Source organism: Rhizobium sp. G187, from assembly GCF_051549525.1.
In the GTDB taxonomy this organism is placed as follows: domain Bacteria; phylum Pseudomonadota; class Alphaproteobacteria; order Rhizobiales; family Rhizobiaceae; genus Allorhizobium.
Window position 1 is genome coordinate 961569 of the sequence record NZ_JBPUGM010000001.1, and the last position, 22148, is coordinate 983716.

Consider the following 22148-nt stretch of genomic DNA (forward strand, 5'->3'; position numbering starts at 1 on the left):
CAGAATATTGCGTCAACAACGCATTGAACGGAGAAAGCTACGAATGGCGGAACTCGATGCCATTGATCGTGCCATCCTGAGGGCGCTGCAGGAAAATGCGCGGATGACCAATGCCGAGCTTGCGGAGACGGTCGGCCTCTCGCCGTCGGCCTGCTCGCGACGGCATGACATGCTGGAAAAGGCGGGCGTCATCAGCGGCTATCACGCCAGGCTTTCGCACAAGGCGATCGACTACAAGATGATGGTCATCGTCCACATCTCCTTGTCAGGCCAGTTCGCCAAAACACTGACCGAATTCGAGGCTGCGGTGAAGCGCTGCCCCAATGTCCTGGTCTGCTATTTGATGTCGGGCGAGTATGATTACATCCTGCGGGTGGCCGCCAAGGATCTGGAAGACTACGAGCGCATTCACCGCGACTGGCTGTCGGCCCTGCCCCATGTGGTCAAAATCAATTCGAGCTTTGCGCTGCGAGAGATCATTGAGCGTCCTAATGTGGGACTTTGACGTCGCAATCGGGCAAAATTGTAATGACTGGATTCAGCCGGCTCTTACATGTCCCTGCTATAACTGTTGATGTTACGTCATATTGACCTCTATCAGGACGACAGGAATGGCCAAGACTCTCGAAATGGATGTTCGCAAGGCTCCCCGCAGCCGTTGCCGCATTGCAACCAAGGTTCGGTATTTCCAGCAGGAAGCCGCCGGGCGGATTATCGACATCTCGCGGACGGGTCTGGCAATCGAGCTGTCGACCAAGCTGAATGCCGGCCCCGGGAGCACAGTGGCCATCGAAACCGACGAGATCGGACTTCTGGAAGGTCTCGTTCGCTGGAATTACAGCGGCAGACTCGGCATCATGTTCCGTCCCAACAGCAATGCTGCGGCCAAGGTCGACGCCTATTTCCGCAACTTCCACCGCGAATACAGGCCCGTCCTTCATCGATGACAGCGTGAAAATCGCGCTGATTCGGCGCTTTCGCATCCCCCCGATCTCAAGCGGCGCCTCCCGCTGCCCTCCATAACCAGCCCTCCAGCGCATGGTATCCAATGGATGTCAGCCTGGAAATCTACAGAGATACACAACGCGTTTCCATGATACGCGGCATCTTAACGAATTCGCCAAGACGGATTTAACGGATTGCCGGGATTGTGGCGTCACGCATGACGCCGCAATTGACGGAACGCAATTCTATGACCGCAGAAAGCTCACGGCACTCCAGTGCCGCCATGCTCCGCATGCCCTGCCATATCCGGGCCATGCTCACCTATAGCGCACGGCAATATTCCGTCCGGATTCGAGAGATCGGCCAGACGATGCTTGTCCTCGATCTGCCCGCACCACTGTCGCTGCCCAATGATGCGGAAATCTACCTCCAATGCGCAGAGTTCGGTCGGCTGGATATCCGGCTCTCCTCCGTTGTCGACCGGACGATGACCGTCAATATGCTGGCGCCCAATGCCGCCATCGCGCAACTCCTCAGCGGCACGGGATTGCCACCACTCTAGTTGCGGCCGGCGCACACCATCACACAACCGTCATTTTGAGGATGCAACTCTCGGCTTTGCGATTAAGCTGGCCCGGTTTTAGAACCGAACCGTTCGGGAGTGTTTCATGACATTGCATCGGCCTTCGCCATTTTCCTCAGTGCTTACCCCTGCCCTTTCCACACCGCTCTCCCGCCGCGCCCTGCTCGGCGGCATCGCGGCGACTGCAGCACTCGTGACGCTGCATCCCTTCGCGGCCCGGGCCGCCGCCAACCAGGCGCATCTGAGACTGATGGAAACCACGGACATCCATGTCAACGTGATGCCCTACGACTATTACGCCGACAAGCCGAATGACACGATGGGTCTTGCCCGGACTGCGAGCCTGATCGACGCCATTCGGGCCGAGGCCGGCAATTCCATGCTGATCGATAATGGCGATTTCCTGCAGGGCAATCCGATGGGCGACTACATGGCCTATCAGAAAGGCATGAAGGCCGGCGACGTGCATCCGGTGATCAAGGCGATGAACGTGCTCGGCTATGATTGCGGCACGCTCGGCAATCACGAATTCAACTACGGCCTCGACTTCATGTTCAACACGCTGGGCGGCGCGCAGTTTCCCTTCGTCTGCGCCAACCTGAGCAAAGGCATGCTGGCGGCCGACCCAAAACAGGATCCGCTCTTCTTCAAACCTTATGTCATCCTGGAGCGGATGATCACCGATGGTGCAGGTGCGCAAAGCCCGATCAAGATCGGCTTCATCGGCTTCGTGCCGCCGCAGATCATGCTCTGGGACGCGAAGAACCTGGAGGGCAAGGCCCAGACCCGCGACATCCTGCAGGCCGCCCGCGCCTTCGTACCCCAGATGAAGGAGGAAGGCGCCGACATCATCGTGGCGCTTTCCCATTCCGGCATCGACGGCAGCGGCGAACGCGAAGGCATGGAAAATGCGGCCCTTTACCTCGCCGGCATCGAAGGCATTGATGCAATCTTCACCGGACACCAGCATCTGGTCTTTCCTGGCCCGAAGGATTTCGAAAACGTGCCCGGCGCCGATGCCACCAAGGGCACGTTGCTCGGCAAACCCGCCGTCATGGCTGGCTTCTGGGGCTCGCATATGGGCCTGATCGATCTTCTGATCGAAAAGGACGGTCAGCGCTGGAAGATCGTTGACTTCACCTGCGAGGCCCGGCCGATCTATCATCGCGGTGACGACCGCAAGATCGTCGCCGATGCCAAGGACAAGTCGGAGGTCGTTACGGCCATCACGACCGAGCATCAGGCAACACTGGATTATGTGCGCACGCCTGTCGGCAAAACCGACGCGCCGCTCTATTCCTATTTCGCGCTCGTTGCAGACGATCCGTCGCTGCAGCTCGTCTCCAATGCCCAGACCTGGTATATCCGCGAGATGCTGAAAGCCGGCGAGTACAAGGATCTCCCCATCCTGTCGGCCGCAGCACCATTCAAGGCCGGCGGCCGGGGTGGCCCCGACTACTTCACCGATGTTCCAGCCGGCGATATCGCGATCCGGAATGTCGCCGACCTCTATCTTTACCCCAACACTATTCAGGCCGTCGTGATCACGGGCGAGCAGGTGAAGAACTGGTTGGAAATGTCGGCCGGTATGTTCAACCAAATCGAAAAGGGCGCGAAGGATGCAGTTCTGCTCAATCCCGATTTCCCATCCTACAATTTCGATGTGATCGACGGCGTCAGCTACAGGATCGATCTGACAAAGCCTGCTCGCTATGGCAAGGATGGAGAGGTCGCGCATGCGGAATCGAGCCGCATCCTCGATCTCCAATACAACGGCAAGCCGATCGATCCGGGACAGCGCTTTGTCGTCGCAACCAACAATTACCGCGCCGGTGGCGGCGGCAAATTCCCCGAGATCGCCTCAGACAAAGTTGTCTTCGTCGGCCCCGACACCAATCGCGACATCATCGTCCGCTATATCGTCGAACAGGGCACGATCAGCCCGTCTGCAGATGGCAACTGGTCTTTCGCCCCGATCGGCGACACCAGCGTCCTCTTCGAGACCGGTCCCAAGGCGCGGGCGTACCTGTCCGCGATCACCTCGGTGAAAATGGAAGACGCCGGCGAAAGCCGCGACGGTTTTGCGAGCTTCCGCATTCAACTCTGAACCTCAATATGGCTCGCGATTCGTCGCGAGCCATTTTCCATAACTATCAGAGGCTTGCGGCCACTTTCTCCATTATAAGTTGAGGTGAGAAAGACATGTTCGAGTCAGGCGCGGGGCAGTTGGAAAGCTTGTCCCGGAACGCCTCGATCAACCAGGCTGCGGCCGGACCCGGCGGGGTCGCCGTCTTGCGGATAGCATAAAGCGTGTAGGATCCCTGCTCATAGGCGGGAACATCGAGATGCACGATCCGCCCCTTGCGCAGGTCCTCGCGGAGCACTGACGCGGGCAGCCCACCCCAGCCGAGACCGCCCCTGATCAATTGATGCTTGGTGGCCATGTCGCTGACCCGCCAGGTCTTGTAGGAGAGCACGTTGAAATCCCGACCTGCCGTCAGATTCGACGCGTCGCTGACGACGATCTGCGTTTCTTCACGCACATCGGCGAGCGTCAGTGTCCTGCCGAGTTTCGCCAGCGGATGATCGGCCGCAGCGGCCGGCAGCAGGAAATTGTGGCCGATCTTGTCGACAGTCAGCGAATCCTCCTGCTCCAGCAGGGCTCCGCCGATGCCGATCGAGGCGCGGCCATTGGTGACCAGTTCCATGATCCGGCCGAGTTCACCAACCTCGATGCGCAAGGAGACCGTCGGGAACCGCTGCTGGAAGTCCCGCAGGATCGACAGCGTCGCCCCCATCGGCACCATGACACTGATCGCCACCGAAAGCTCGGGCTCCAAGCCCTGCACCATGCTGTGCGCCTTGGCCCGCATGACCTGCAGATCCGAGACGATCCGCCGAGCGTCGCTCAGCATGGCGCGGCCGGCATCGGTCAGCAAGGATTGCCGGGTGCCGTTGCGGGCAAACAGCGAGACACCGAGTTGGCCTTCCAGGTTTCCAATGGTGTAGCTGACCACTGACTGGGCGCGATTGAGCTGGCGCGCCGCTGCCGAAAAGCTGCCGGCATCGGCGACCGCAAGAAAGACCTGCAACTGGTCGAGTGTGGGATTTGCATCCATGAGGAACCGTCTAGCCATCCAATTATTCGATAGGATCAATCTAGATTATCACTATTTTACTGATGACAACATCCCTCTAGATCGATGTCCCGGCCACTCCCGGGCCGACAAGTTCATCACGCAAGGATTGCTTCCATGTCCTCCATCCTTCTCATCACGTCCAGCCCGCGCGGTTCGGAATCGCTCTCCAACGCGGTTGCCCAGAACTTTGCCGACAAGCTGAAGGCGCAGAGCGGCGCGACCATCGTTCATCGCGACCTCGCCGAGAGCCCGCTCGCCCACGTTGACGGCACGTTCACCGCGGCTATCCGCAAGCCAGCCGACACGCGCACTGCAGAAGAAGCGCAGGCTGCCGAGATCTCCGACACGCTGGTCGCCGAACTCCTGGCTGCCGACACGATCGTCATCGGCACTGGTCTGATCAACTTCAACATCTATTCCTCGCTGAAGACCTGGATCGACCACGTTGCCCGCGCTGGTCTGACCTTCAAATACACCGAGAATGGCCCGGTCGGCCTTGCGACCGGCAAGAAGGCCTATCTCGTACTGGCTTCCGGCGGCGTCTACTCCTCCGGTCCGGCTGCCGCCATGAACCATGCAGAGCCCTACCTGAAGACCGTTTTGGGCTTCCTGGGCATTGATCTTGTCGAAACGATCTATGTCGAGGGTCTCGCCTACGGTCCGGAAGCTGCCGAAAAGGCTGTTGCTGCCGCCCATACCAAGGCCGAGGAACTGGCTCGCGCCGCCTGACCGCTCATCTGATCCACCGCCTCAGACGAAAAACGCCGACGGTCCTGCCGTCGGCGTTTTTTTTTTCATGCGCGATTGTCGCCAAGGGCGGAGCGGAGATGGGCTCAGACGCTGCGTTTGCTCTCGCCGTCCGAAAACAGGCTCGCGCCGTTCTGGTCGATGATCTGCTGGGCCTTGCGGAAGGCCCCTTCAACGGCATCGTCGCGAGACGTGAAAACATCGGCGCGGATGAAGCTGCGCTCGAGAAGCTGGCCCTCCATCTCCCGCTCGATCCGGCCCGCCAAGCGATATTGGCTGCCTTCGGCGATGGGAAGCGCAAGGATCCGACAATCCTTGTAGGACTGCGCGGCGGCTGGAGCCTCGGCGGCACTTGGAGCGCTGCCAGTGAAGATCGAAAGGATGCGAGACAAAATAGACATGGAATCTCACTAGCATGACCCATCACCGAGCGGAAGCCATGGCATCAGCGTTCACGCGCAGTGTGCCATCACATAGCCGGACAGCAGCGGCGCCTCAGAAATCGCAATAGCCCGCATCGATGCCGATGCCGTCATCCCAGAGAATCCGGGCCTGACAGCTCTCCCGATCGCGCGGGACGATGGGGCCCAGGCATTCCGTCCGCTCTTCGGAGGCATAGAGCTCCACCATCCATTGATGGCCGATATAGGTATCGTATTGCAGACTTTCCCCGGGCTGTAGCAGACCGTATTCTTCAAGAAAGCCATCAAAGCCGATCCAGAAGACACGGGCGGCGAAGGGTGTATCGTTGTGGAAGGCGATGCCTGTCGCGTCCTGAGAGGCGGGCGATGGATCATGGGCCTCTTCGCAGGCTGCCGCCTGTGCCACTCCTGCGCCAAGTGCCAGCCCGCCGAAGAGGCCAAAGATTGCAGCCACGACCGCAATCGCGGACCTCGACAGACCTGGCATGAGACGCTTCATTTTCACCTCGGAGCAGTAGGAAAGATCGTCGATGGCGAAACGCGACCCAGCGATGCCGTGTGGAACATCAGCATCACTTGAGTATCAACTGAAATAGCGATGTCAACAGGCCGGTGCCTGTTTCAATTTCGACATCGAGCAGGCCCGTGTCCTGCTGCCTGAAGTGCCTGGAAGAGCAGGCAAAATCAGAGCGATACGGCTTCGACTCCCGCGCCCGGAACGCGCCGACAGGATCGACTGGTCAGATGATCAGATTGGCCAGGATCTCATTTTCGGTAATATCCTCAAAGCCGAGCCCTGCGGCTTCGAAGCGCTGGAACAGATCAACAAAATTCTCTCGCCGCCCGGTTTCGATCCCGATCAGGATGGAACCAAAATTTCGCGCGGACTTCTTCAGATATTCGAACCGGGCAATGTCGTCTTCCGGCCCGAGCAGGTTCAGCACGTCGCGCAGCGCACCTGGCCGCTGCGGCAGGCGCAGGATGAAATACTTCTTCAAGCCCGCATAGCGCATGGCCCTTTCCTTGACGTCGGGCAGCCGCTCGAAATCGAAATTGCCGCCGGAGACCACAGCGACCACGGTCTTGCCGGCAATCCGCTCTGCCGGCAGCATCGACAGAGCTGCCAGCGATAGCGCGCCTGCCGGCTCCAGGACCACACCCTCGATGTTCAGCATCTCGGTCATCGTCACGCAGATGGCATTTTCGGGCACGATCTCCACCTGATCGGGGCGAAACTGCTTCAGTGCTTCGAAATTGTGGTCGCCGATCCGGGCAACGGCTGCACCGTCGACGAAATTGTCGACCTTGGGCAGCGTCACGACCTCACCGCGTTCGAGGCTTGTCTTCAGGCTTGGCGCACCGGCCGGTTCACAAAACAGGAAGGTGTCCTGGCTGAGCGTGTCGGCAAAATAGCCGGTCATGCCCGAGGAAAGCCCACCGCCACCGACCGGCATGACGATCAGATCGGGCGTCACATCCTCCGGCAATTGCTGGCGAATTTCTGCAGCGACGGTCGCCTGCCCCTCGATGATGTCGGGATCGTCGAAAGGCGGCACCATATGGCCACCGATTGCCTCGACATGCTCACGGGCCGCCGCATAGCACTGATCGAAGATGTCGCCGATCAGGCGGATGGTGATGAACTCACCGCCAAAGGTGCGGGTCTTGTCAATCTTCTGCTGCGGCGTCGTCACCGGCATGAAGACAATGCCCTCCACGCCAAAATGGCGGCAGACATAGGCAAAGCCTTGCGCATGATTGCCCGCCGAGGCGCAAACGAAGGTGGTGCCAACAGGACTTTCAGCGACGATCTTGCGGAAGAAATTGAAGGCACCGCGGATCTTGTAGGAGCGGACGGGTGTGAGATCCTCGCGCTTCAGATAGATGTTCGCGCCGTATCGCGCGCTCAGGTGATCGTTCAATTGCAAAGGCGTTTCCGGAAAGAGACCACGCATCGCCTCAAGCGCTGCTTCCACGTCCATTGCCTTCACCTTGTCCATCCGTTGAAATTTCAGCCGGCTCCCGCTATGGCATAGACGCGGGGCAGAGACAAAGGCTCTTTGTCCGCCAAATCGCGGATGATTTCCTTGAACACCAATCTGCTGCGCTCCGTCGTCTATATTGCTGCGCTGTGCGGGCTTTATCTGTCCACAGCCATGCTGATCCCCGCCATGGTCGACCTCTATTATGGTGACGATGGCTGGTCGCTGTTTGCCATTTGCGCAGCCATGGTTGGCGGCATTTCGCTCCTCGCCTCGATGGCGACGCGCGGCCCACCGCCCGCTTTTTCGAAGCGCATGGGCTTCCTGCTCGTCAATGTTCTCTGGGCTGTCTTTTCGCTCGTCGGCGCCATCCCGCTCTATTTTTCCAACCTCGACCTGACCTTAGCCCAATCGCTCTTCGAAGCGATCTCCGGCATTACCACCACGGGATCGACGGTGATTTCCGGCCTGGACAGGGTCGCGCCCGGCATACTCATGTGGCGCGGGCTGCTGGCATGGCTCGGCGGCATCGGGATCGTCGCACTCGGGCTCTTCGTCCTGCCCTTCCTGCGCGTCGGCGGCGTCTCCTTCTTCAAGATGGAATCCTCGGATATCGGCGACAAACCCTTTGCCCGGATCGCCACCTTTACCCGCGCCTTCATGGCCGTCTATGTGGCAATCACGCTTGTCTGCATCGTCTCCTACGATCTTGCCGGCATGAGCCACTTCGATGCAATCATCCACTCCTTCTCGACCGTGGCGACCGCCGGCTTTGGCAATTATGACAATTCCTTCGCTGCCTTCGACAGCCTGACGATCCTGTGGATCTCGACCTTCTTCATGACGGTCTGCAGCCTTCCCTTTTCGATCCTGATCGTGCTTCTGGTGCGCGGCCGTCTCGATGCGTTGCGCGATCCGCAGATCTTCGTTTTCCTCGGCTATGTGGCAGCCTTCGCGCTGATGGCCGGCATTTACAATCACGTGCGCAACGACATCGCCTTGCCGCTGGCGCTGACCCATTCCTTCTTCAATTTCGCCTCGATCCTGTCGACGACAGGCTTTGCCAGCGAAGACTATACGCTTTGGGGGCCGTTTGCGGTCGCCGCCGCCTTCTTTGCCACCTTCATGGGCGGCTGCTCCGGCTCGACCGCCGGCGGCATCAAAGCCTATCGCTTCATCATCCTGTTCAACATCATCGTCACCGGCCTGAAGAAGCTCATCTATCCCAATGCGGTCTATTCGGTCCGCTACGGCAAGCAGACAGTGGACGCCGAGACGCAACGCGCCGTCTTCCTCTTCTTCAGCGCCTATGTGTTCATCTGGGCCATCGGCTCCATGGCCATGGCGCTGGCGGGTTATGATTTTGCCACCGCGACATCGTCCGTGATCACGGCGCTCTCCAATGTCGGCCCCGGTATCGGCCCGCTGATCGGACCTGTGGGCAATTTCGCCATGATGAACGACCCGGAACTCTACATCCTGTCGCTCGCCATGCTGCTGGGCCGACTGGAAGTTCTGACCGTGCTGGTTCTGCTGGTGCCCCTGTTCTGGAAATCCTGATCCGATACGCTTGACGGCAGACCTTTCCCTTCCCACCCTCAATTAAACGGGTGCTGCAGGAGAATCAGGATGACGGCACGGATCACGGTCGGGCGAACGGTTGTTAGGCGCTGCTCGTCCATCGTTTCCCCTGTCGTGCTTGCCCTCTTTCTCTGTCCTATTCCGGTTGCGGCAAACGCGCTGGCGGGCCCTCTCCTTGACGCTGCGATCGAAGCCGAGAAGCTGGCAGCGGGTGGCGATGCGCCAGCCGCACTGGCGAAGATCCAGGAAGGCATGGCCCGTTTTTCCGAAAGCCTGCCGCTGACCGTGCCGCGCGCCGTCTTCATCACCGAACGGCCAGCCGCCTATGGCTCCTACACCGCCAAACCGAACACGATCTTCCAGCCCGGCGAACCGCTGATGACCTATATCGAGGTGATTGGGCTGCGCTGGACCAAGCTTGCCGAAGACAAGGTTGAGACCCATTTCACCATAGATATGCAACTCACCAGCGCGTCTGGCCGCCTCGTGGCACTCAAGGAGGGGTTCGGCAATATCCGCTATCCGAGCCGCGTCGCGGCGCAGGAAGTGTTCACCCACCTGACCCTTGACCTCGGCGGCGCAGAGCCCGGCGGTTACGTGCTGCGCTACACGGTCAATGACATCGTGTCTGAGCGGTCCGTCTCCTTCGAGCTGCCTTTCTCGATCGCCAAGCCGGGTTAAAATCCGTCACTGTGCCATGGTCGAGCGATGGGCCCAGCCCGTCATGCGCTTTTCCACCCAGGCCATCAGCGCGTACATGGCAATACCTTCAACGGCGAGCGCGAGGAGCCCGGCAAAGACCAGCGGCACGTTGAACTGGCTTTGCGCCGAGCTCATCATGTTGCCGAGGCCATAGTTGGATGCCACCGTCTCAGAGACGACCGAGCCGACGAAGGCGAGCGTGATGGCGATCTTCAGCGAGCCAAAGAAGTAAGGCATCGAGCGCGGAATGCCGACCTTGAGCATGATGTCCATCTTGCGCGCACCAAGCGCCCTCAACACATCCTCCGTCTCCGGCTCAATCGTGGCGAGACCGGTCGCCACATTAACGACGATCGGGAAGAAGGAAATGAGGAAGGCAGTCAGCACCGCCGGCACCGTGCCGATGCCGAACCAGATGACGAGGATCGGCACCAGCGCCACTTTGGGGATCGCGTTGAAGCCGATCATCAGCGGATAGAGCCCGGCATAGATGGTCTTCGACCAGCCGACAAAAAGACCAAGGGCGAGACCGGCGACAACCGCGATCAGGAAGCCGAGCGTCGTCGTATAGAGCGTCTGCAACGAGTTCTTCCAGATCGGCGACCAGTATTGCACGATCGCCTGAAAAACCCTGCTCGGCGCCGGCAGAACCGTCGGCGGCGTATCGAGCAGGATGACCGCCAATTCCCAGAAGGCAAAGAGGCCGACCGTATAGAGGACAGGGGCAGCCTTCACCCAGTCGATCCGCTGCCCCCAGGGCTTTGCGCCCAGCGCTTTATCGCGCGTTTGAAGCATGGTCATGCCACCACCCTCGCCTTTGCGATCTCGCCATGCAGGACATGCACCATGTCGTTGAAGGCGTTGTCATAAGTCAGCTCGATTTCACGCGGACGGGCAAAGGGCACCGTGTGTTCCTTGACCACGCGACCGGGGCGCGCACTCATCACGAAGATGCGGTCGGCAAGGAAGACCGCCTCGCGCAGGTCATGGGTGACAAGCACGATGGTCACGCCTTGTGCCGCATGCAGATCGCGGATCACGCACCACAACTCTTCGCGGGTAAAGGCATCCAGCGCGCCGAACGGCTCATCGAGCATCAGGAGATCCGGCTCATGGATCAAAGCGCGGCAGAGATTGGCGCGCTGCTGCATGCCGCCGGACAGTTGCCAGGGAAACTTCGAGCCCACCCCTTTGAGACCAACAATCTCCAGAAGGTTTTCCGCCTTCTCGATGTATTCTCGCCTGTTGGCCCGCAGCCGATGCCGGTGTTTCTCGACGATCTCGAGCGGCAGGAGAATGTTTTGAAGCGTCGTTCGCCAGGGCAGCATGGTCGGGTTCTGGAAGGCCATGCCAACGATCGACACTGGCTTGGTCACCTGCTGGCCAGCGACGATGACCACGCCGGACTGCGGAATATGCAGACCCGTTACCAGTTTCATCAGGGTCGACTTGCCGCAACCGGAGGGTCCGACCACGGCGGCGAACTCGCCCTTCTCGACGCGCATGGTGAGACCGGACACGGCCAGCGTACCGTCGGCGCCGCCATAACGCATGTCGACATTGTCGATGGAAACCAGATGAGACATGGGGGCTCCGGTCAAGAGAGGATTTCCCAACCTCCCCTCAAGGGGGAGGTCGCTACGACGTGGCGGGTGGGGTGATCTTGCGAAAGGTCACCGCACCCCGGCCCTGCGGTTAGACCCTCCCCCTTGATGGGGAGGATCAACCCATCAAGGCAGCATGCGCTCTTCCTTGGCCGGCAGGAACGAGGCGTCAAAAACCTGCTCCGCCTTGACATTGCCCTTGAGGCCCATCGACACTTTCAGCGTCTCAATCGACGCACCAAGACGGGTCATGTCGACGCCGCCTAAGCCGTTCTCGACCACATAAGGCGTCTTGATGTTCATGGCATTCGCCATGCCCAGGCGTTCCGCCTCGATTTCGGGATTGAGTGTCTCGTTTCGCTTGAGAACGGCCGCCACGCCCTCTTCCGGATTGGCGACCGCATCTGCAAAGCCCTTGGCAAGTGCCTTCAGGAAACCCTTTACCGCCTCAGGGTTCTCGGTGGCGAAATCGGTATTCACCAGAACGCTGTTGCCATAGAGGTTCAGCCCGTTCTCAGCCATCAGGATGGTGGCAATGTCGTCGTCGGCAATGCCTTGCGCCTTGAGGTTCAAGATCACCGAGAAGGCGAAACCGAAGACGGCATCGACATCGCCCTTGGCCAGCATTGGCTCGCGCACCGGAAAGCCGATGCTCTCGATGGTGATGCTGCTGTCGTCGATGCCGGCGACCTGCTTGAAGGCCGGCCACTGGGCAAAGGCCCCATCCGGCGGCGGCGCGCCAAGCTTCTTGCCCTCAAGCGACTTGGGGTCCTCGGTGATGCCAAGGGACTTGCGACCGACGACCGCAAACGTCGGACGTTCATAGATCATCATCACCGCCTTGATCTTCTGGCTCGGATCCTCGTCGAGGAACTTGATCACCGAATTGATGTCACCGAAGCCCATCTGATAGGCGCCGGTTGCGACGCGCGGGATCGCCTCGACCGAGCCATTGCCCGAATCGATCGTCACATCGAGCCCCTCCGCCTTGAAATATCCCTTGTCCAGCGCCAGCAAAAAGCCTGCGGCCGGGCCTTCAAATTTCCAGTCCAGAGTGAACTTGATGGCCGTCTCAGCCCGGGCTTGCGCCAGCGGCAGCGCAAGCCCGGCCGTCAGGCCCGTGGCCAGAAGCGCTGCTGAAAAGAGACGTCTGGTGATCATGATTTTGCTCCCCTTGTTATTTGATGGGCACATCAAAGCAGGTTTCAAAGGAGAGGCAAAGCCGAAAATGCTCAAACTTTCGCCAAATCTGGACGTGCTTATTTTATAGCCGCAGGGGCCCTGACTTGCACAACGATACTGACGCCTCCGAACGAACGGAAAAGGCTCTCAGGCACAGATGGATCATGATTGAGGTTGGTGCGGACGGCGGGGATCGAACCCGCATGACCGAGGCCGAGAGATTTTAAGTCTCTTGCGTCTACCAGTTTCGCCACGTCCGCGTCGGCGCTTTGTCAGCGGTCTCGGCAAAAAATGCAAGGCGTGTTTCACACCTGGCGCGCAATGAACCCCGGCTAAATGCACCGGCAGACCGGCTGAAAAGCAAAGCAGACGCCTGCGGCAAAGCCCGCGTCCTTTCATGAGCAAGGAGGGTGATGAGGGACACAAGAGGACGGTCACGCCAAGGGAAAGGCCACGATCTTGCCGCGATTGCGCCAATATTCCCCTAGATATTAATGGGAATTAACAGGTGGTGGTGCGGTTATTGCGCCCGGCTCTACAGGCATTTGCGATGAAAAAATTGATTTTTCGCAGCAGCGACATCGGGATGTTCGTTATGCTGGCGCTTTATCTGGTCGTGGATTTCCCAACCGCGGATTTGGCGGGGCAATTTGCCACCCTGCCGGCGATCCAGTCGGCCCTTGCCATGCTCGCCGCGATCCCGGCACCGCCGCAGGGATTTCAGGTGCTGCTGATGGCAACACTGCTGACCACGTCGTTGTTTGGCCATCTCAGCCAGCCGCGCCAGGATTGAACGGCCGGCCGGTGGGCAAAGAGCGCCACTGCGGCGACGCTCAGGCTTGAACGTCGATGAACACCACACCCAGTTCCTTGGGTGTGCGCCAGCGAACCTCGCAGGCGTGCTGCGTCCCGTCCTCGAAGCGCAGATCAAAGACATGCGGGATCGGAACCGTTGATTCGAAGACCACCTTTGCGCCGCCCACCGACAGATTTCGGATGGTGCAGTCAAAGGTAGAATGGCCGTTGCCGATGACGGCTCGGGCTGCTTTCAGTGCCCGCATGCGCGGGTGCTGGCGTTTTTCGCTGGCCTCCTGCATGGCCTGAAACCTTCCGTTCGCGAGATGTGACGTTCCGCACATCCTGCCCAAAAGAGTTAAAAACACTCTCAACAAGTCGGAAGAAATCTGGCCCTTTGCAGCCATGACGCGAAAAAGGGCGGATGAACCGCCCTCTTTGCTGATCAATTGCACCGAAAATTAGTCTTAGACGAGCTTGGCGGCAAGCTTTGCGACATGGGCACCCTGGAAGCGAGCACCTTCGAGTTCGATCTCGGAAGGCTGACGCGAGCCGTCGCCATGGGTGATGGTCGACGCGCCATAAGGCGAGTTGCCCATGACTTCCGTCACGCCCATCTGACCCTGGAAGGCGTAAGGCAGGCCGGCATAGAGCATGCCGTGATGGAGGAAGGTCGGAATGAAGCCCATGATGGTGGTTTCCTGGCCGCCATGCTGGGTCGCGGTCGATGTGAACATCGAGCCGAGCTTGCCGACAAGCTTGCCCTGCGCCCAGAGGCCGCCGGTCTGGTCCCAGAAATTGCGCATCTGCGAAGCGACCGTGCCGTAACGGGTGCCGGCGCCAACGATGATGGCGTCATACTGGTCAAGTTCGGCGGGCGTTGCGATCTCGGCCTTCTGGTCCATCTTGTAGTAGGAAGCCTTGGCGACCTCCTCGGACACCAGTTCCGGCACGCGCTTAACGGTGACGTCCGCGCCAGCCGACTTTGCCCCTTCGGCAACGGCATAGGCCATAGTCTCAATGTGACCGTAAGCCGAATAATAGAGAACCAGTACCTTGGCCATGTCGTATCTCCTCTTGAATGTGCCGGGACCCGGCGTGTTCGGTAAAAGACTTAGCGCAAACTGGCGGCACGACCAGCCCCGTGGGTGGCAACGCAGTGTTCACCCGAACGATGCCTTCGCTTCTCATCGCCGTCACAAACCGCTAGGACAACAGCCTCTCAATCCTTAGACCCCGAAATCTCTGAAGGACCTTCCGATGAGCGACACCATCCAGACTGCAGCCATGCTCGCCATCGGCGACGAACTCCTGTCCGGCCGGACCAAAGACAAGAATATCGGCCATCTCGCCGATCTTCTGACGGTGGCGGGCATCGATCTCAAGGAGGTCCGCATCGTCTCCGACGAAGAAGAGGCGATCGTCGAGGCGCTCAATGCACTGCGCGCCCGTTATACCTACGTGTTCACCTCGGGCGGCATTGGCCCGACGCATGACGACATTACCGCCGATGCCGTATCGAAAGCCTTTGGCCTGCCCTGCCTGCATGACCCGGATGCGATGAAACTGCTCGGCGACATGTATGCCGGGCGCGGGCTCGAATTCACCGAGGCGCGCCAGCGCATGGCCCGGATGCCGCAAGGGAGCCGCCACATCCCGAACCCGGTCTCCACCGCCCCCGGCTTCATCATTGGCAATGTCCATGTCATGGCGGGCGTGCCGCAGGTCTTCCAGGCCATGATCGCGCATGTCATCGGGACGCTGCCGGCCGGGCGCCGCGTCTTGTCACGCTCGATTGCCTGCCCCTTTGGCGAAGGGGATATCGGCACGGCCCTCGGCGCCATCCAGAAGGCCCATCCCGAGACCTCGATCGGCTCCTACCCGCATTTCGACGGCCTGCGCTTTTCCACCGAATTGATCGTGCGTGCCCGTGATCAGGCGGTCGTGGATGCGGCAGCCCACGATGTCGAGGCGATGATCGAAGCGATCAGGGCCGAGAAAAACGCCGCGTCAGAGCTCGATCTCGGCACCGGCGAAGTCGCCTGACAAAGGCAGAACCGCCTTGACCAAGGTCAAGGCGGAACCCGGCCATGACCGTCATAGTTGTCCCCATGCCGGCCACGAACCGGCGCTGCAAAGGGAGACTGCCATGACCTATCGCACGCTACTCGCCATTCTCGACACGCCGAAGGACGCCCGCCAAGTCATCGATTTCGCAGCAGCCCTCGCCAACCGATCCGGTGCACATGTGATCGGCGCGCATGCCGAGGCCATGGCCATGGTGCCGATGGTGGCGCCGATGGAAATCCCCGATCCGGCGACCGTTCAGGCGCTGCAAGACATGGCGCATCACGAAACCGAAACGGTCGAGAAGATCTTTCGCGACATGGCCACGCGCGAAGGGCTTTCGCATGAGTGGCGCAGCTTCGTGACCTCTTCGGGCATCAACTCGGCCTCCCTGATCGAGAGCGCGCGCAGCGCCGATCTGGTGATTGCCGCCCAGGGCGAAGGCGGATTGCTCAGCGAGACCCGCTCGGAGCTTGAAAGCTTCCTGTTCGAGAGCGGTCGCCCCGTTCTCCTCATTCCCTATATCCTCAAGGAACCGCGCCCTATCCGACGGGTCCTCATCGCCTGGAACGGCTCGCGTGAGGCCGCACGCGCCACTTTCGATGCCCTGCCCTTCCTCAAGGAGGCCGAAGAGGTCGAGATCTTCAGCGTCGACCCGCCGGAGACACCGGCTCAGTCAGCCGCCATGGCCGGCGCCGAGATTGCGGCTGCGCTTGCCCGCCATGGGATCAAGGTCACGGTCACCTGCCAGGAAAAGACGGGGCTTTCCCCGGCGGCGGCCATCGAGAACCGGCTGTCGGACAGCTCCATCGACCTTCTTGTCATGGGCGCCTATGGCAACAAGCGCTGGTGGGAAGTCCTGTTTGGTGGCGTTACCCGCACCATTCTTGATTCGATGACGGCGTTGACGCTTCTGTCGCGTTGAGAGCGACCCACTTTCGGCGCGGTGCCCGGGTCTTGCCAGTCGCGGCCAATTGCCGTTAATAGCTCGGCCAATGTCGGGAGCCCTGCGGGGCGAATTCCGCGCGGTCCATTGCCGCGCGGACAGCGTTTTCGGCCCGCTCTTGCGGTCGCTCCCGTCGAAGACGCCATTCTAACGCGCCGATGACAGGTGCGCCCAAGCGGAGCCAAACGCCGATGTCCCTTCCCGATAAAGCCTTTCCCGTTTCCTGGGACCAGTTCCACCGCGATGCCCGTGCGCTTGCCTGGCGTCTTGCCGGTCTCGGCCAGGAATTCCGTGCCATCGTCTGCATCACCCGCGGCGGCCTGGTCCCGGCGGCGATCATCTCGCGCGAACTCAATATTCGCCTGATCGAAACGGTCTGCGTCGCGTCCTACCACGACTATGTCAACCAGGGCGAAATGAACCTGCTCAAGGGCATCACGCCCGAGCTGATGGAAAATGGCGGCGAAGGCGTGCTCGTCGTTGACGACCTGACGGATACCGGCAAGACGGCGCTGGAAGTGCGTCAGATGATGCCCAAGGCGCATTTTGCCTGCGTCTATGCCAAGCCGAAGGGCGTACCGACGATCGATACCTTCGTTACCGAAGTCAGTCAGGACACCTGGATCTACTTCCCCTGGGACATGGGCTTCACCTATCAGGAACCGATTGCCAAGGGTTCCAAGGGCTAAGGCAGCTTGAGAATACAGGATCCGATGGATCAATCAGAACCCGCGCATGGCGCGGGTTCTTTTCGTTTCAGAGCCCTAATCGGTCACCGGTCAAGCCGGCAGGCGACGATCATATTCGCCCTTCAGGCGCAGCCAGCCGTCCCAGAACGGTTCCGCCCGTCCACCCGAAAGCGTCGCCGCCAGAATGTCGAGATGCATGTGCCAGCCTGCACCGACCATCAGGAGATTGGCCCGATCGGTGATCCGACGATGGGTGACGGTGAGCAGAACCGCGTCCCCCTCGGGCCGAAGGTCGAAACTGACTTCTCCACTCTCGCCCCAGGTAAAGACGAGCCGCTTTTCCGCCTGGAGTTCCAGAACGCGGCTCGTCATGCGCATCTCTTCGGCAAAACCGTCCGGCCGTGCCCCAGGCGGCTCGGTCAATTCGTCATTGCGCCAGACAAGTTCGAACGTCGCACCGGCCTTCTGCTCCATGGCGCCGTCAGCCAGCCATTTGCGACGCTTGTCGGCGTCGATCAGATAGGCCCAGATCCGCGAGGCCGGTCCCGGCAAAAGCCGCTCGATCACCAGCGTCGCCGGTTCCGCAAGCCGGCCATAGGGGTGGACTGCAAGTCTTTCCGTCATTCTCAGTCTCCATCCGTGTTTGGGGATAATGCGGCATCCTCCGCTCGGAGAAGCCGTTCGAGAACATCCAGCCGGCCGGTCCAGAAGCGCTCATAGGCACTCAGCCACTGGTGAGCGCTGGCCATCGGCTCCGGCTCCAGTCGGCAGAGATGGGTTCGCCCCCGAACCTCGCGGCGCAACAGGCCAGCGGCTTCCAGCACCTTGATATGTTTGGAGGCTGCGGCCAGCGACATGGCATAGGGCTCGGCCAGTTCGCTGACCGTTCGGGTGCCATCCGCAAGATCGGCCAGCATCCGACGACGCGTCGGGTCGCCGAGGGCATGAAAAACTCTATCGAGTGACAAAGATGTTTGCTCAACCATACGGTTGAATATGCGAGGCGCGCCGATAATTGTCAACCAAATGGTTGAACATTATCGATTGCCGCTCAAAGGCTCAGCCCACCGACCATACCGCTAACCATCGCCAGGAAGATCGCACCCCAGAAAAGCGACCATCCCGAGAAGACCTTGCCCCGCCAGGAGCCGGGCCGTTCCTGCCCGCGATAGGCCGTCTCTTGATCCGTTTCGCCATAATGCTCTTTCGGTTCGTCCGACATCATTTTTCCCTTTCGTCGTCGCCAGTCTGAAGGCGCAACAGCCGAACAGCGCGTGGGTTCCGCCCACACCCTGAAACTCCGGCCAAATGCCGTGGAACCGAGCCCCCTCTCCTCCGTTTCTGAAGCAGGACATGGAGAGGCATCATGCAAACTCAATCGAAATTCGGCTGGATGGCACGGACCGGTTACAGCGCCCGTGGCATCGTATTTGTGCTGATCGCCGCGCTCGCGCTCGCCTCCGGCATCGCAGGCGGGCAACCGGACACGCAGTCTGCCTTCAGGGCACTGCTGGAGCAGCCCTTCGGGCGGATCTGGATTGGCCTTGTCGGGCTTGGCCTTGCAGGATTCGTCGTCTGGCGTCTTGCCCAGTCATTGGCGAATGCAGACGGGCAGGACAACGATGCCAAAGGCTATCTGATCCGGGCGGCGCTGTTCGGAAGCGCCATCACCTATGCAGGGCTCGCCGTGACGGCACTCACCCTGGCATTGCAGCTCGGCGGCGATGGCGGATCGGGCGGCGAGCGGGGACTGGCCGCCTGGATCATGGCACAGCCCTTTGGCCGCTATCTGGCCGGTCTCATCGGGCTCGGCTTTATGGTCGGCGGGGCGGTGACAGCGGCCAAGGGGATCAAACGCAGTTTCGGCAAATATCTCGATCTCGACGCAAACCGGAACACGCCGGCCGTACTGATCTCGATTTACGGCCTTGTCGCTCGTGGCGTGGTCTTCGCCATCGTCGGTGCTTTTTTCGTCTATGCCGCCTTTATGGTCGATCCCGGACAGGCTGGGGGCACGGCAGAGGCACTCGCCTGGGTCCGACAATTGCCCTTTGGCGGCGTGATCTATGGGATCGTGGCTCTCGGCCTTGGGGCGTTTGGCCTCTACAATTTCGTCGAGGCGCGCTACCGCCGGATCCGCACGCCGAGTGCCGGCGATCTCCGACAAGAACTGATGCCGCAAAGGCCGGGCTTGCTGTGATACAAAGAAGGCGCCGCAGCGATGCGGCGCCTTTTATCATGCGTCTATGGGCTCCGGTCATCGACCAGACCCGGGAACGGATCAGGCAGCGGTCCTGTAGGAGGACGATCCCTGGGTCGCGCCGCCGTCCAGTTTGAACTGGGCGAGCTGGGCCTGCAGCTGACGGGCTTCGCCGGCGAGAACCTGGCTGGCAGCCGTGGTTTCCTCGACCATGGCAGCGTTCTGCTGGGTCATCTGGTCCATGTGATTGACCGAGCTGTTGATCTCGCCAAGCGCCATGGACTGTTCCTGCGAAGCACGCGCGATCGTCACCACGTGATCGTTGACACGGTTGACCAGACCTTCGATCTCACGCAGCGCATCACCCGTCGACAGCACGAGCGAGACGCCGCCCTTCACTTCCTCGGCCGAGGTGTTGATCAGGGTCTTGATCTCCTTGGCGGCATTGGCCGAACGCTGAGCCAGTTCGCGAACTTCCTGGGCAACGACGGCGAAACCGCGACCAGCTTCACCGGCACGCGCAGCTTCGACGCCGGCGTTGAGCGCCAAGAGGTTGGTCTGGAAGGCGATCTCGTCGATGACCGAGATGATCTGGCTGATACGCTGCGAGGACTGCTCGATACGGCCCATGGCATCGATCGCGTTGCGAACGATATCGCCCGACTTGCCAGCGCTGTTCTTCGTCTCGCTGACCATGTGCGAGGCTTCCTTGGCGCGTTCGGTCGAGGTCTTCACCGTGGTGGTGATTTCCTCAAGCGCTGCGGCCGTTTCTTCGAGCGAGGCTGCCTGCTGCTCGGTCCGGCGGGCCAGCTGGTTGGCGGCCGAAGACAGTTCACCGGAATTGCCGGTGATCGTGCCAGCCGCATGCAGGATATTCTGCATCGTCTGACGAAGGACGGCCATGGTCTGGTTCACATTGGCCTGCAGTTCGGCAAAGGCGCCCTGGAAATGGCCCTGCATATCATGGGTCAGATCGGCATCGGCAAGGGCCGCAATGACGCGGCGAACTTCGTTGACGCCACGGTCGACATTCTCGACCAGTTCGTTGACCGAACCGGCAAAGCGCTGAAGATCGGCATCCTCATAGGCCTTGGAAATGCGCTGCGAGAAGTCGCCGGCGGCGGCGGCTTTCACGATGACGCTGATTGAGGACTGCAGGTCCTTGCTCTGGGCAGTCAGTGCCGCTTCCTGCGCTTCCATGGCGCGCATCTGCTCTTCGTTTGCACGGAAGACTTCGAGCGCGCGGGCCATCTCGCCGATTTCGTCCTGGCGGTCCGTGCCCGGAATGGTGCTAGCGCGGCGGCCGGATGCCATCCCGGACATGACCGAGGTCAGGCTGCGGATCGGATTGACGATGCCGTTGCGGGCAATCAGGAAACTGATCGCAACACCGGCGACAATACAGATGGCCGCGGTGACGATCTGGAGCATCATGGTGAAGCTGGAAGCTGCCAGCGCATTGCCGCGCGAGGTCGCAAGCGACGTGGCGGACTGGGTCGAATATTCCTTGACGACGGAGGTTACGGCCTTCTGGGCATCGAGTGCCTTGGCAAGCTCGGCCTTCATCACGGCAGGATCCTGGCCGGCCGGGGTCGCCGCGACAGACACCATTTCCCGAACCTGGGTAAAGTAGGCGTCGAGGGCGGTCTTGATGCGATCGAGGATCTGGGCTTCGGTCGCATCGGCGGTCGTTGCGATCTTCGGCAGGCGAGCCAGCATTTCGCCGGCACGCTTATCGGTCTCGGCGGCAAAATCGGCCGCCTTTTCCGGCGCCATGGCCAGCTGGTAGGTCATGCGCGAAATGGCGATGATATCGACGCGCAGGTCCATGGCTTCGCGAGCGACTTCCTCGCGGGAGCCGGTGTCGCGCAGGGCTGCCCCCAGCGAAGACAGGCCATTCGCGCCAACGGCAGCGATTGCGGCAGCCGCGACGCCCATGAGGACGACGACGAGACTCACCTTCTTCAAAATGGAAAGATTGGCAATGGCCATCAGAACAAACTCCGTCAGACCCTCCTTCCTGGCGGGCGGCGCTCAAGGCCAGGCATGGAGTTCATTCCATACGTTCAGCTTTCAGTTCTAGCCTGCACTCGTTTCGAATTGGTTGACCGGCCAAATCCGACTGTCGCAACCGTTGCAATCCAGTGACAGTCTTTTGCTCAAACCTCACAGAACGATCAGCAGAGCTGATATTTTTGCGCTCTGAAAATCTCATCCCCAATTATTCCCCAGAGAATGTGGATCCGTTGCAACATGCCCGCAAAACGCCGCTTTTCCGCCGCTTTTCGTGCCATTCCTGAACGTCTTTCCTGCTTGAGGCACAAAGTCACTCGCCGGCGGGGTGACGCCCCTTGACGCGCTGCGTTCGAGAAAGCGCTGTGATTCCCGTCACTTCCCCGCTTTTGCCCGTTATCCACACCCTGGAACACAATATCTAGCGTTAATAATTCAGTCACAGACCACCCCTTGACGGAATCAACCCTTAAGATGTTAATGGACCCCGTTGCGGCGGCGACGACCCGGACATGAACGAGACCGGGTTTCATCAAACATTGTAGCAGTT

At 60.3% G+C, this 22148-nt stretch carries 25 protein-coding genes and 1 tRNA gene; 12 read left to right on the forward strand and 14 right to left on the reverse strand.

Translation table 11 applies throughout. From position 1 onward, the window contains the following. Positions 1-43 precede the first annotated feature (43 nt). The 4 genes from ACSV9I_RS04650 (at position 44) to ACSV9I_RS04665 (ending at position 3635) form a co-directional block, all read left to right on the forward strand. Positions 44-505 carry an Lrp/AsnC family transcriptional regulator gene (locus tag ACSV9I_RS04650; RefSeq protein WP_054159994.1) on the forward strand — a complete coding sequence of 154 codons (462 nt, stop codon included), beginning with the start codon at positions 44-46 and terminating at the stop codon, positions 503-505. Positions 506-611: 106 nt separating this feature from the next. Continuing rightward, a complete protein-coding gene (locus ACSV9I_RS04655) occupies positions 612-947 on the forward strand; it encodes a PilZ domain-containing protein (RefSeq protein ID WP_438327598.1) in 336 nt (111 codons plus the stop codon). A 245-nt stretch (positions 948-1192) separates the two neighbouring features. Then, on the forward strand, positions 1193-1507 hold the full coding sequence (locus tag ACSV9I_RS04660) for a hypothetical protein (RefSeq protein WP_438327600.1): 315 nt from the start codon (positions 1193-1195) through the stop codon (positions 1505-1507). 106 nt (positions 1508-1613) lie between these two features. Further along, entirely contained in the window at positions 1614-3635 is a 2022-nt protein-coding gene (locus tag ACSV9I_RS04665) for a bifunctional 2',3'-cyclic-nucleotide 2'-phosphodiesterase/3'-nucleotidase (RefSeq protein ID WP_438327601.1), read from the forward strand. Positions 3636-3681: 46 nt separating this feature from the next. Here ACSV9I_RS04665 and ACSV9I_RS04670 read toward each other — a convergent pair whose 3' ends face one another. After that, complete coding sequence (locus tag ACSV9I_RS04670; protein WP_438327707.1) at positions 3682-4647, reverse strand: LysR family transcriptional regulator; 966 nt, start codon at positions 4645-4647, stop codon at positions 3682-3684. A gap of 135 nt (positions 4648-4782) precedes the next feature. Here ACSV9I_RS04670 and ACSV9I_RS04675 point away from each other — a divergent pair, with 135 nt between their 5' ends. Next, the gene (locus ACSV9I_RS04675; RefSeq protein WP_438327602.1) at positions 4783-5397 is read left to right on the forward strand and encodes an FMN-dependent NADH-azoreductase; all 615 of its coding nucleotides are present in this window, start codon (positions 4783-4785) and stop codon (positions 5395-5397) included. 104 nt (positions 5398-5501) lie between these two features. Here ACSV9I_RS04675 and ACSV9I_RS04680 read toward each other — a convergent pair whose 3' ends face one another. The 3 genes from ACSV9I_RS04680 to ilvA all read right to left on the reverse strand — a co-directional run bounded on the left by ACSV9I_RS04680 (position 5502) and on the right by ilvA (position 7828). Next, entirely contained in the window at positions 5502-5816 is a 315-nt protein-coding gene (locus tag ACSV9I_RS04680; protein ID WP_438327604.1) for an HlyU family transcriptional regulator, read from the reverse strand. 94 nt (positions 5817-5910) lie between these two features. Beyond that, positions 5911-6336 (reverse strand): hypothetical protein, encoded by a 426-nt coding sequence (locus tag ACSV9I_RS04685; RefSeq protein WP_438327606.1) that lies wholly within the window; start codon positions 6334-6336, stop codon positions 5911-5913. A gap of 241 nt (positions 6337-6577) precedes the next feature. After that, a complete protein-coding gene (gene ilvA / locus ACSV9I_RS04690; RefSeq protein WP_438327709.1) occupies positions 6578-7828 on the reverse strand; it encodes a threonine ammonia-lyase in 1251 nt (416 codons plus the stop codon). Positions 7829-7924: 96 nt separating this feature from the next. Between ilvA and ACSV9I_RS04695 the strand changes: the two genes are divergently transcribed. Continuing rightward, positions 7925-9379 (forward strand): TrkH family potassium uptake protein, encoded by a 1455-nt coding sequence (locus ACSV9I_RS04695; RefSeq protein ID WP_438327608.1) that lies wholly within the window; start codon positions 7925-7927, stop codon positions 9377-9379. A 69-nt stretch (positions 9380-9448) separates the two neighbouring features. Further along, a complete protein-coding gene (locus ACSV9I_RS04700; RefSeq protein WP_438327611.1) occupies positions 9449-10081 on the forward strand; it encodes a hypothetical protein in 633 nt (210 codons plus the stop codon). Positions 10082-10087: 6 nt separating this feature from the next. Here ACSV9I_RS04700 and ACSV9I_RS04705 read toward each other — a convergent pair whose 3' ends face one another. From ACSV9I_RS04705 to ACSV9I_RS04720, 4 genes are all read right to left on the reverse strand, one after another. Next, the gene (locus ACSV9I_RS04705) at positions 10088-10897 is read right to left on the reverse strand and encodes an ABC transporter permease (protein WP_438327712.1); all 810 of its coding nucleotides are present in this window, start codon (positions 10895-10897) and stop codon (positions 10088-10090) included. A gap of 2 nt (positions 10898-10899) precedes the next feature. Continuing rightward, the gene (locus ACSV9I_RS04710) at positions 10900-11688 is read right to left on the reverse strand and encodes an ABC transporter ATP-binding protein (RefSeq protein WP_054160004.1); all 789 of its coding nucleotides are present in this window, start codon (positions 11686-11688) and stop codon (positions 10900-10902) included. A 144-nt stretch (positions 11689-11832) separates the two neighbouring features. Then, the gene (locus tag ACSV9I_RS04715; RefSeq protein ID WP_197278390.1) at positions 11833-12867 is read right to left on the reverse strand and encodes an ABC transporter substrate-binding protein; all 1035 of its coding nucleotides are present in this window, start codon (positions 12865-12867) and stop codon (positions 11833-11835) included. Positions 12868-13063: 196 nt separating this feature from the next. Next, positions 13064-13148 (reverse strand) — tRNA-Leu (locus ACSV9I_RS04720). A gap of 248 nt (positions 13149-13396) precedes the next feature. On the opposite strand from ACSV9I_RS04720, the gene ACSV9I_RS04725 reads away from it, so the two are divergent. Continuing rightward, positions 13397-13681: a hypothetical protein gene (locus ACSV9I_RS04725; protein WP_438327614.1), complete on the forward strand. Its 285-nt coding sequence runs from the start codon at positions 13397-13399 to the stop codon at positions 13679-13681. Positions 13682-13721: 40 nt separating this feature from the next. Here ACSV9I_RS04725 and ACSV9I_RS04730 read toward each other — a convergent pair whose 3' ends face one another. Both ACSV9I_RS04730 and wrbA read right to left on the reverse strand, forming a co-directional pair. Then, positions 13722-14138 (reverse strand): PilZ domain-containing protein, encoded by a 417-nt coding sequence (locus ACSV9I_RS04730; protein ID WP_438327616.1) that lies wholly within the window; start codon positions 14136-14138, stop codon positions 13722-13724. A 12-nt stretch (positions 14139-14150) separates the two neighbouring features. Then, positions 14151-14747, reverse strand: coding sequence for an NAD(P)H:quinone oxidoreductase (wrbA, locus tag ACSV9I_RS04735; RefSeq protein ID WP_054160007.1), 597 nt, complete (start codon positions 14745-14747; stop codon positions 14151-14153). Positions 14748-14943: 196 nt separating this feature from the next. Between wrbA and ACSV9I_RS04740 the strand changes: the two genes are divergently transcribed. The 3 genes from ACSV9I_RS04740 (at position 14944) to gpt (ending at position 17385) form a co-directional block, all read left to right on the forward strand. After that, the gene (locus ACSV9I_RS04740) at positions 14944-15729 is read left to right on the forward strand and encodes a competence/damage-inducible protein A (protein WP_438327618.1); all 786 of its coding nucleotides are present in this window, start codon (positions 14944-14946) and stop codon (positions 15727-15729) included. 103 nt (positions 15730-15832) lie between these two features. After that, on the forward strand, positions 15833-16675 hold the full coding sequence (locus tag ACSV9I_RS04745; RefSeq protein WP_054160040.1) for a universal stress protein: 843 nt from the start codon (positions 15833-15835) through the stop codon (positions 16673-16675). A gap of 212 nt (positions 16676-16887) precedes the next feature. Next, on the forward strand, positions 16888-17385 hold the full coding sequence (gene gpt / locus ACSV9I_RS04750) for a xanthine phosphoribosyltransferase (protein ID WP_054160041.1): 498 nt from the start codon (positions 16888-16890) through the stop codon (positions 17383-17385). Positions 17386-17475: 90 nt separating this feature from the next. Here the strand turns inward: gpt and ACSV9I_RS04755 are convergent, their stop codons facing one another. The 3 genes from ACSV9I_RS04755 to ACSV9I_RS04765 form a co-directional block, all read right to left on the reverse strand. Continuing rightward, entirely contained in the window at positions 17476-18009 is a 534-nt protein-coding gene (locus ACSV9I_RS04755) for an SRPBCC family protein (RefSeq protein ID WP_054160009.1), read from the reverse strand. Between the two features lie 2 nt (positions 18010-18011). Beyond that, positions 18012-18371, reverse strand: coding sequence for an ArsR/SmtB family transcription factor (locus ACSV9I_RS04760; RefSeq protein ID WP_438327621.1), 360 nt, complete (start codon positions 18369-18371; stop codon positions 18012-18014). A 65-nt stretch (positions 18372-18436) separates the two neighbouring features. Next, positions 18437-18610, reverse strand: a complete 174-nt coding sequence (locus tag ACSV9I_RS04765) for a hypothetical protein (protein WP_438327623.1) — start codon at positions 18608-18610, stop codon at positions 18437-18439. 141 nt (positions 18611-18751) lie between these two features. Between ACSV9I_RS04765 and ACSV9I_RS04770 the strand changes: the two genes are divergently transcribed. Further along, positions 18752-19585: a DUF1206 domain-containing protein gene (locus ACSV9I_RS04770; RefSeq protein ID WP_438327625.1), complete on the forward strand. Its 834-nt coding sequence runs from the start codon at positions 18752-18754 to the stop codon at positions 19583-19585. Positions 19586-19666: 81 nt separating this feature from the next. Here the strand turns inward: ACSV9I_RS04770 and ACSV9I_RS04775 are convergent, their stop codons facing one another. After that, positions 19667-21577, reverse strand: a complete 1911-nt coding sequence (locus tag ACSV9I_RS04775) for a methyl-accepting chemotaxis protein (protein WP_438327627.1) — start codon at positions 21575-21577, stop codon at positions 19667-19669. Positions 21578-22148 lie beyond the last annotated feature (571 nt).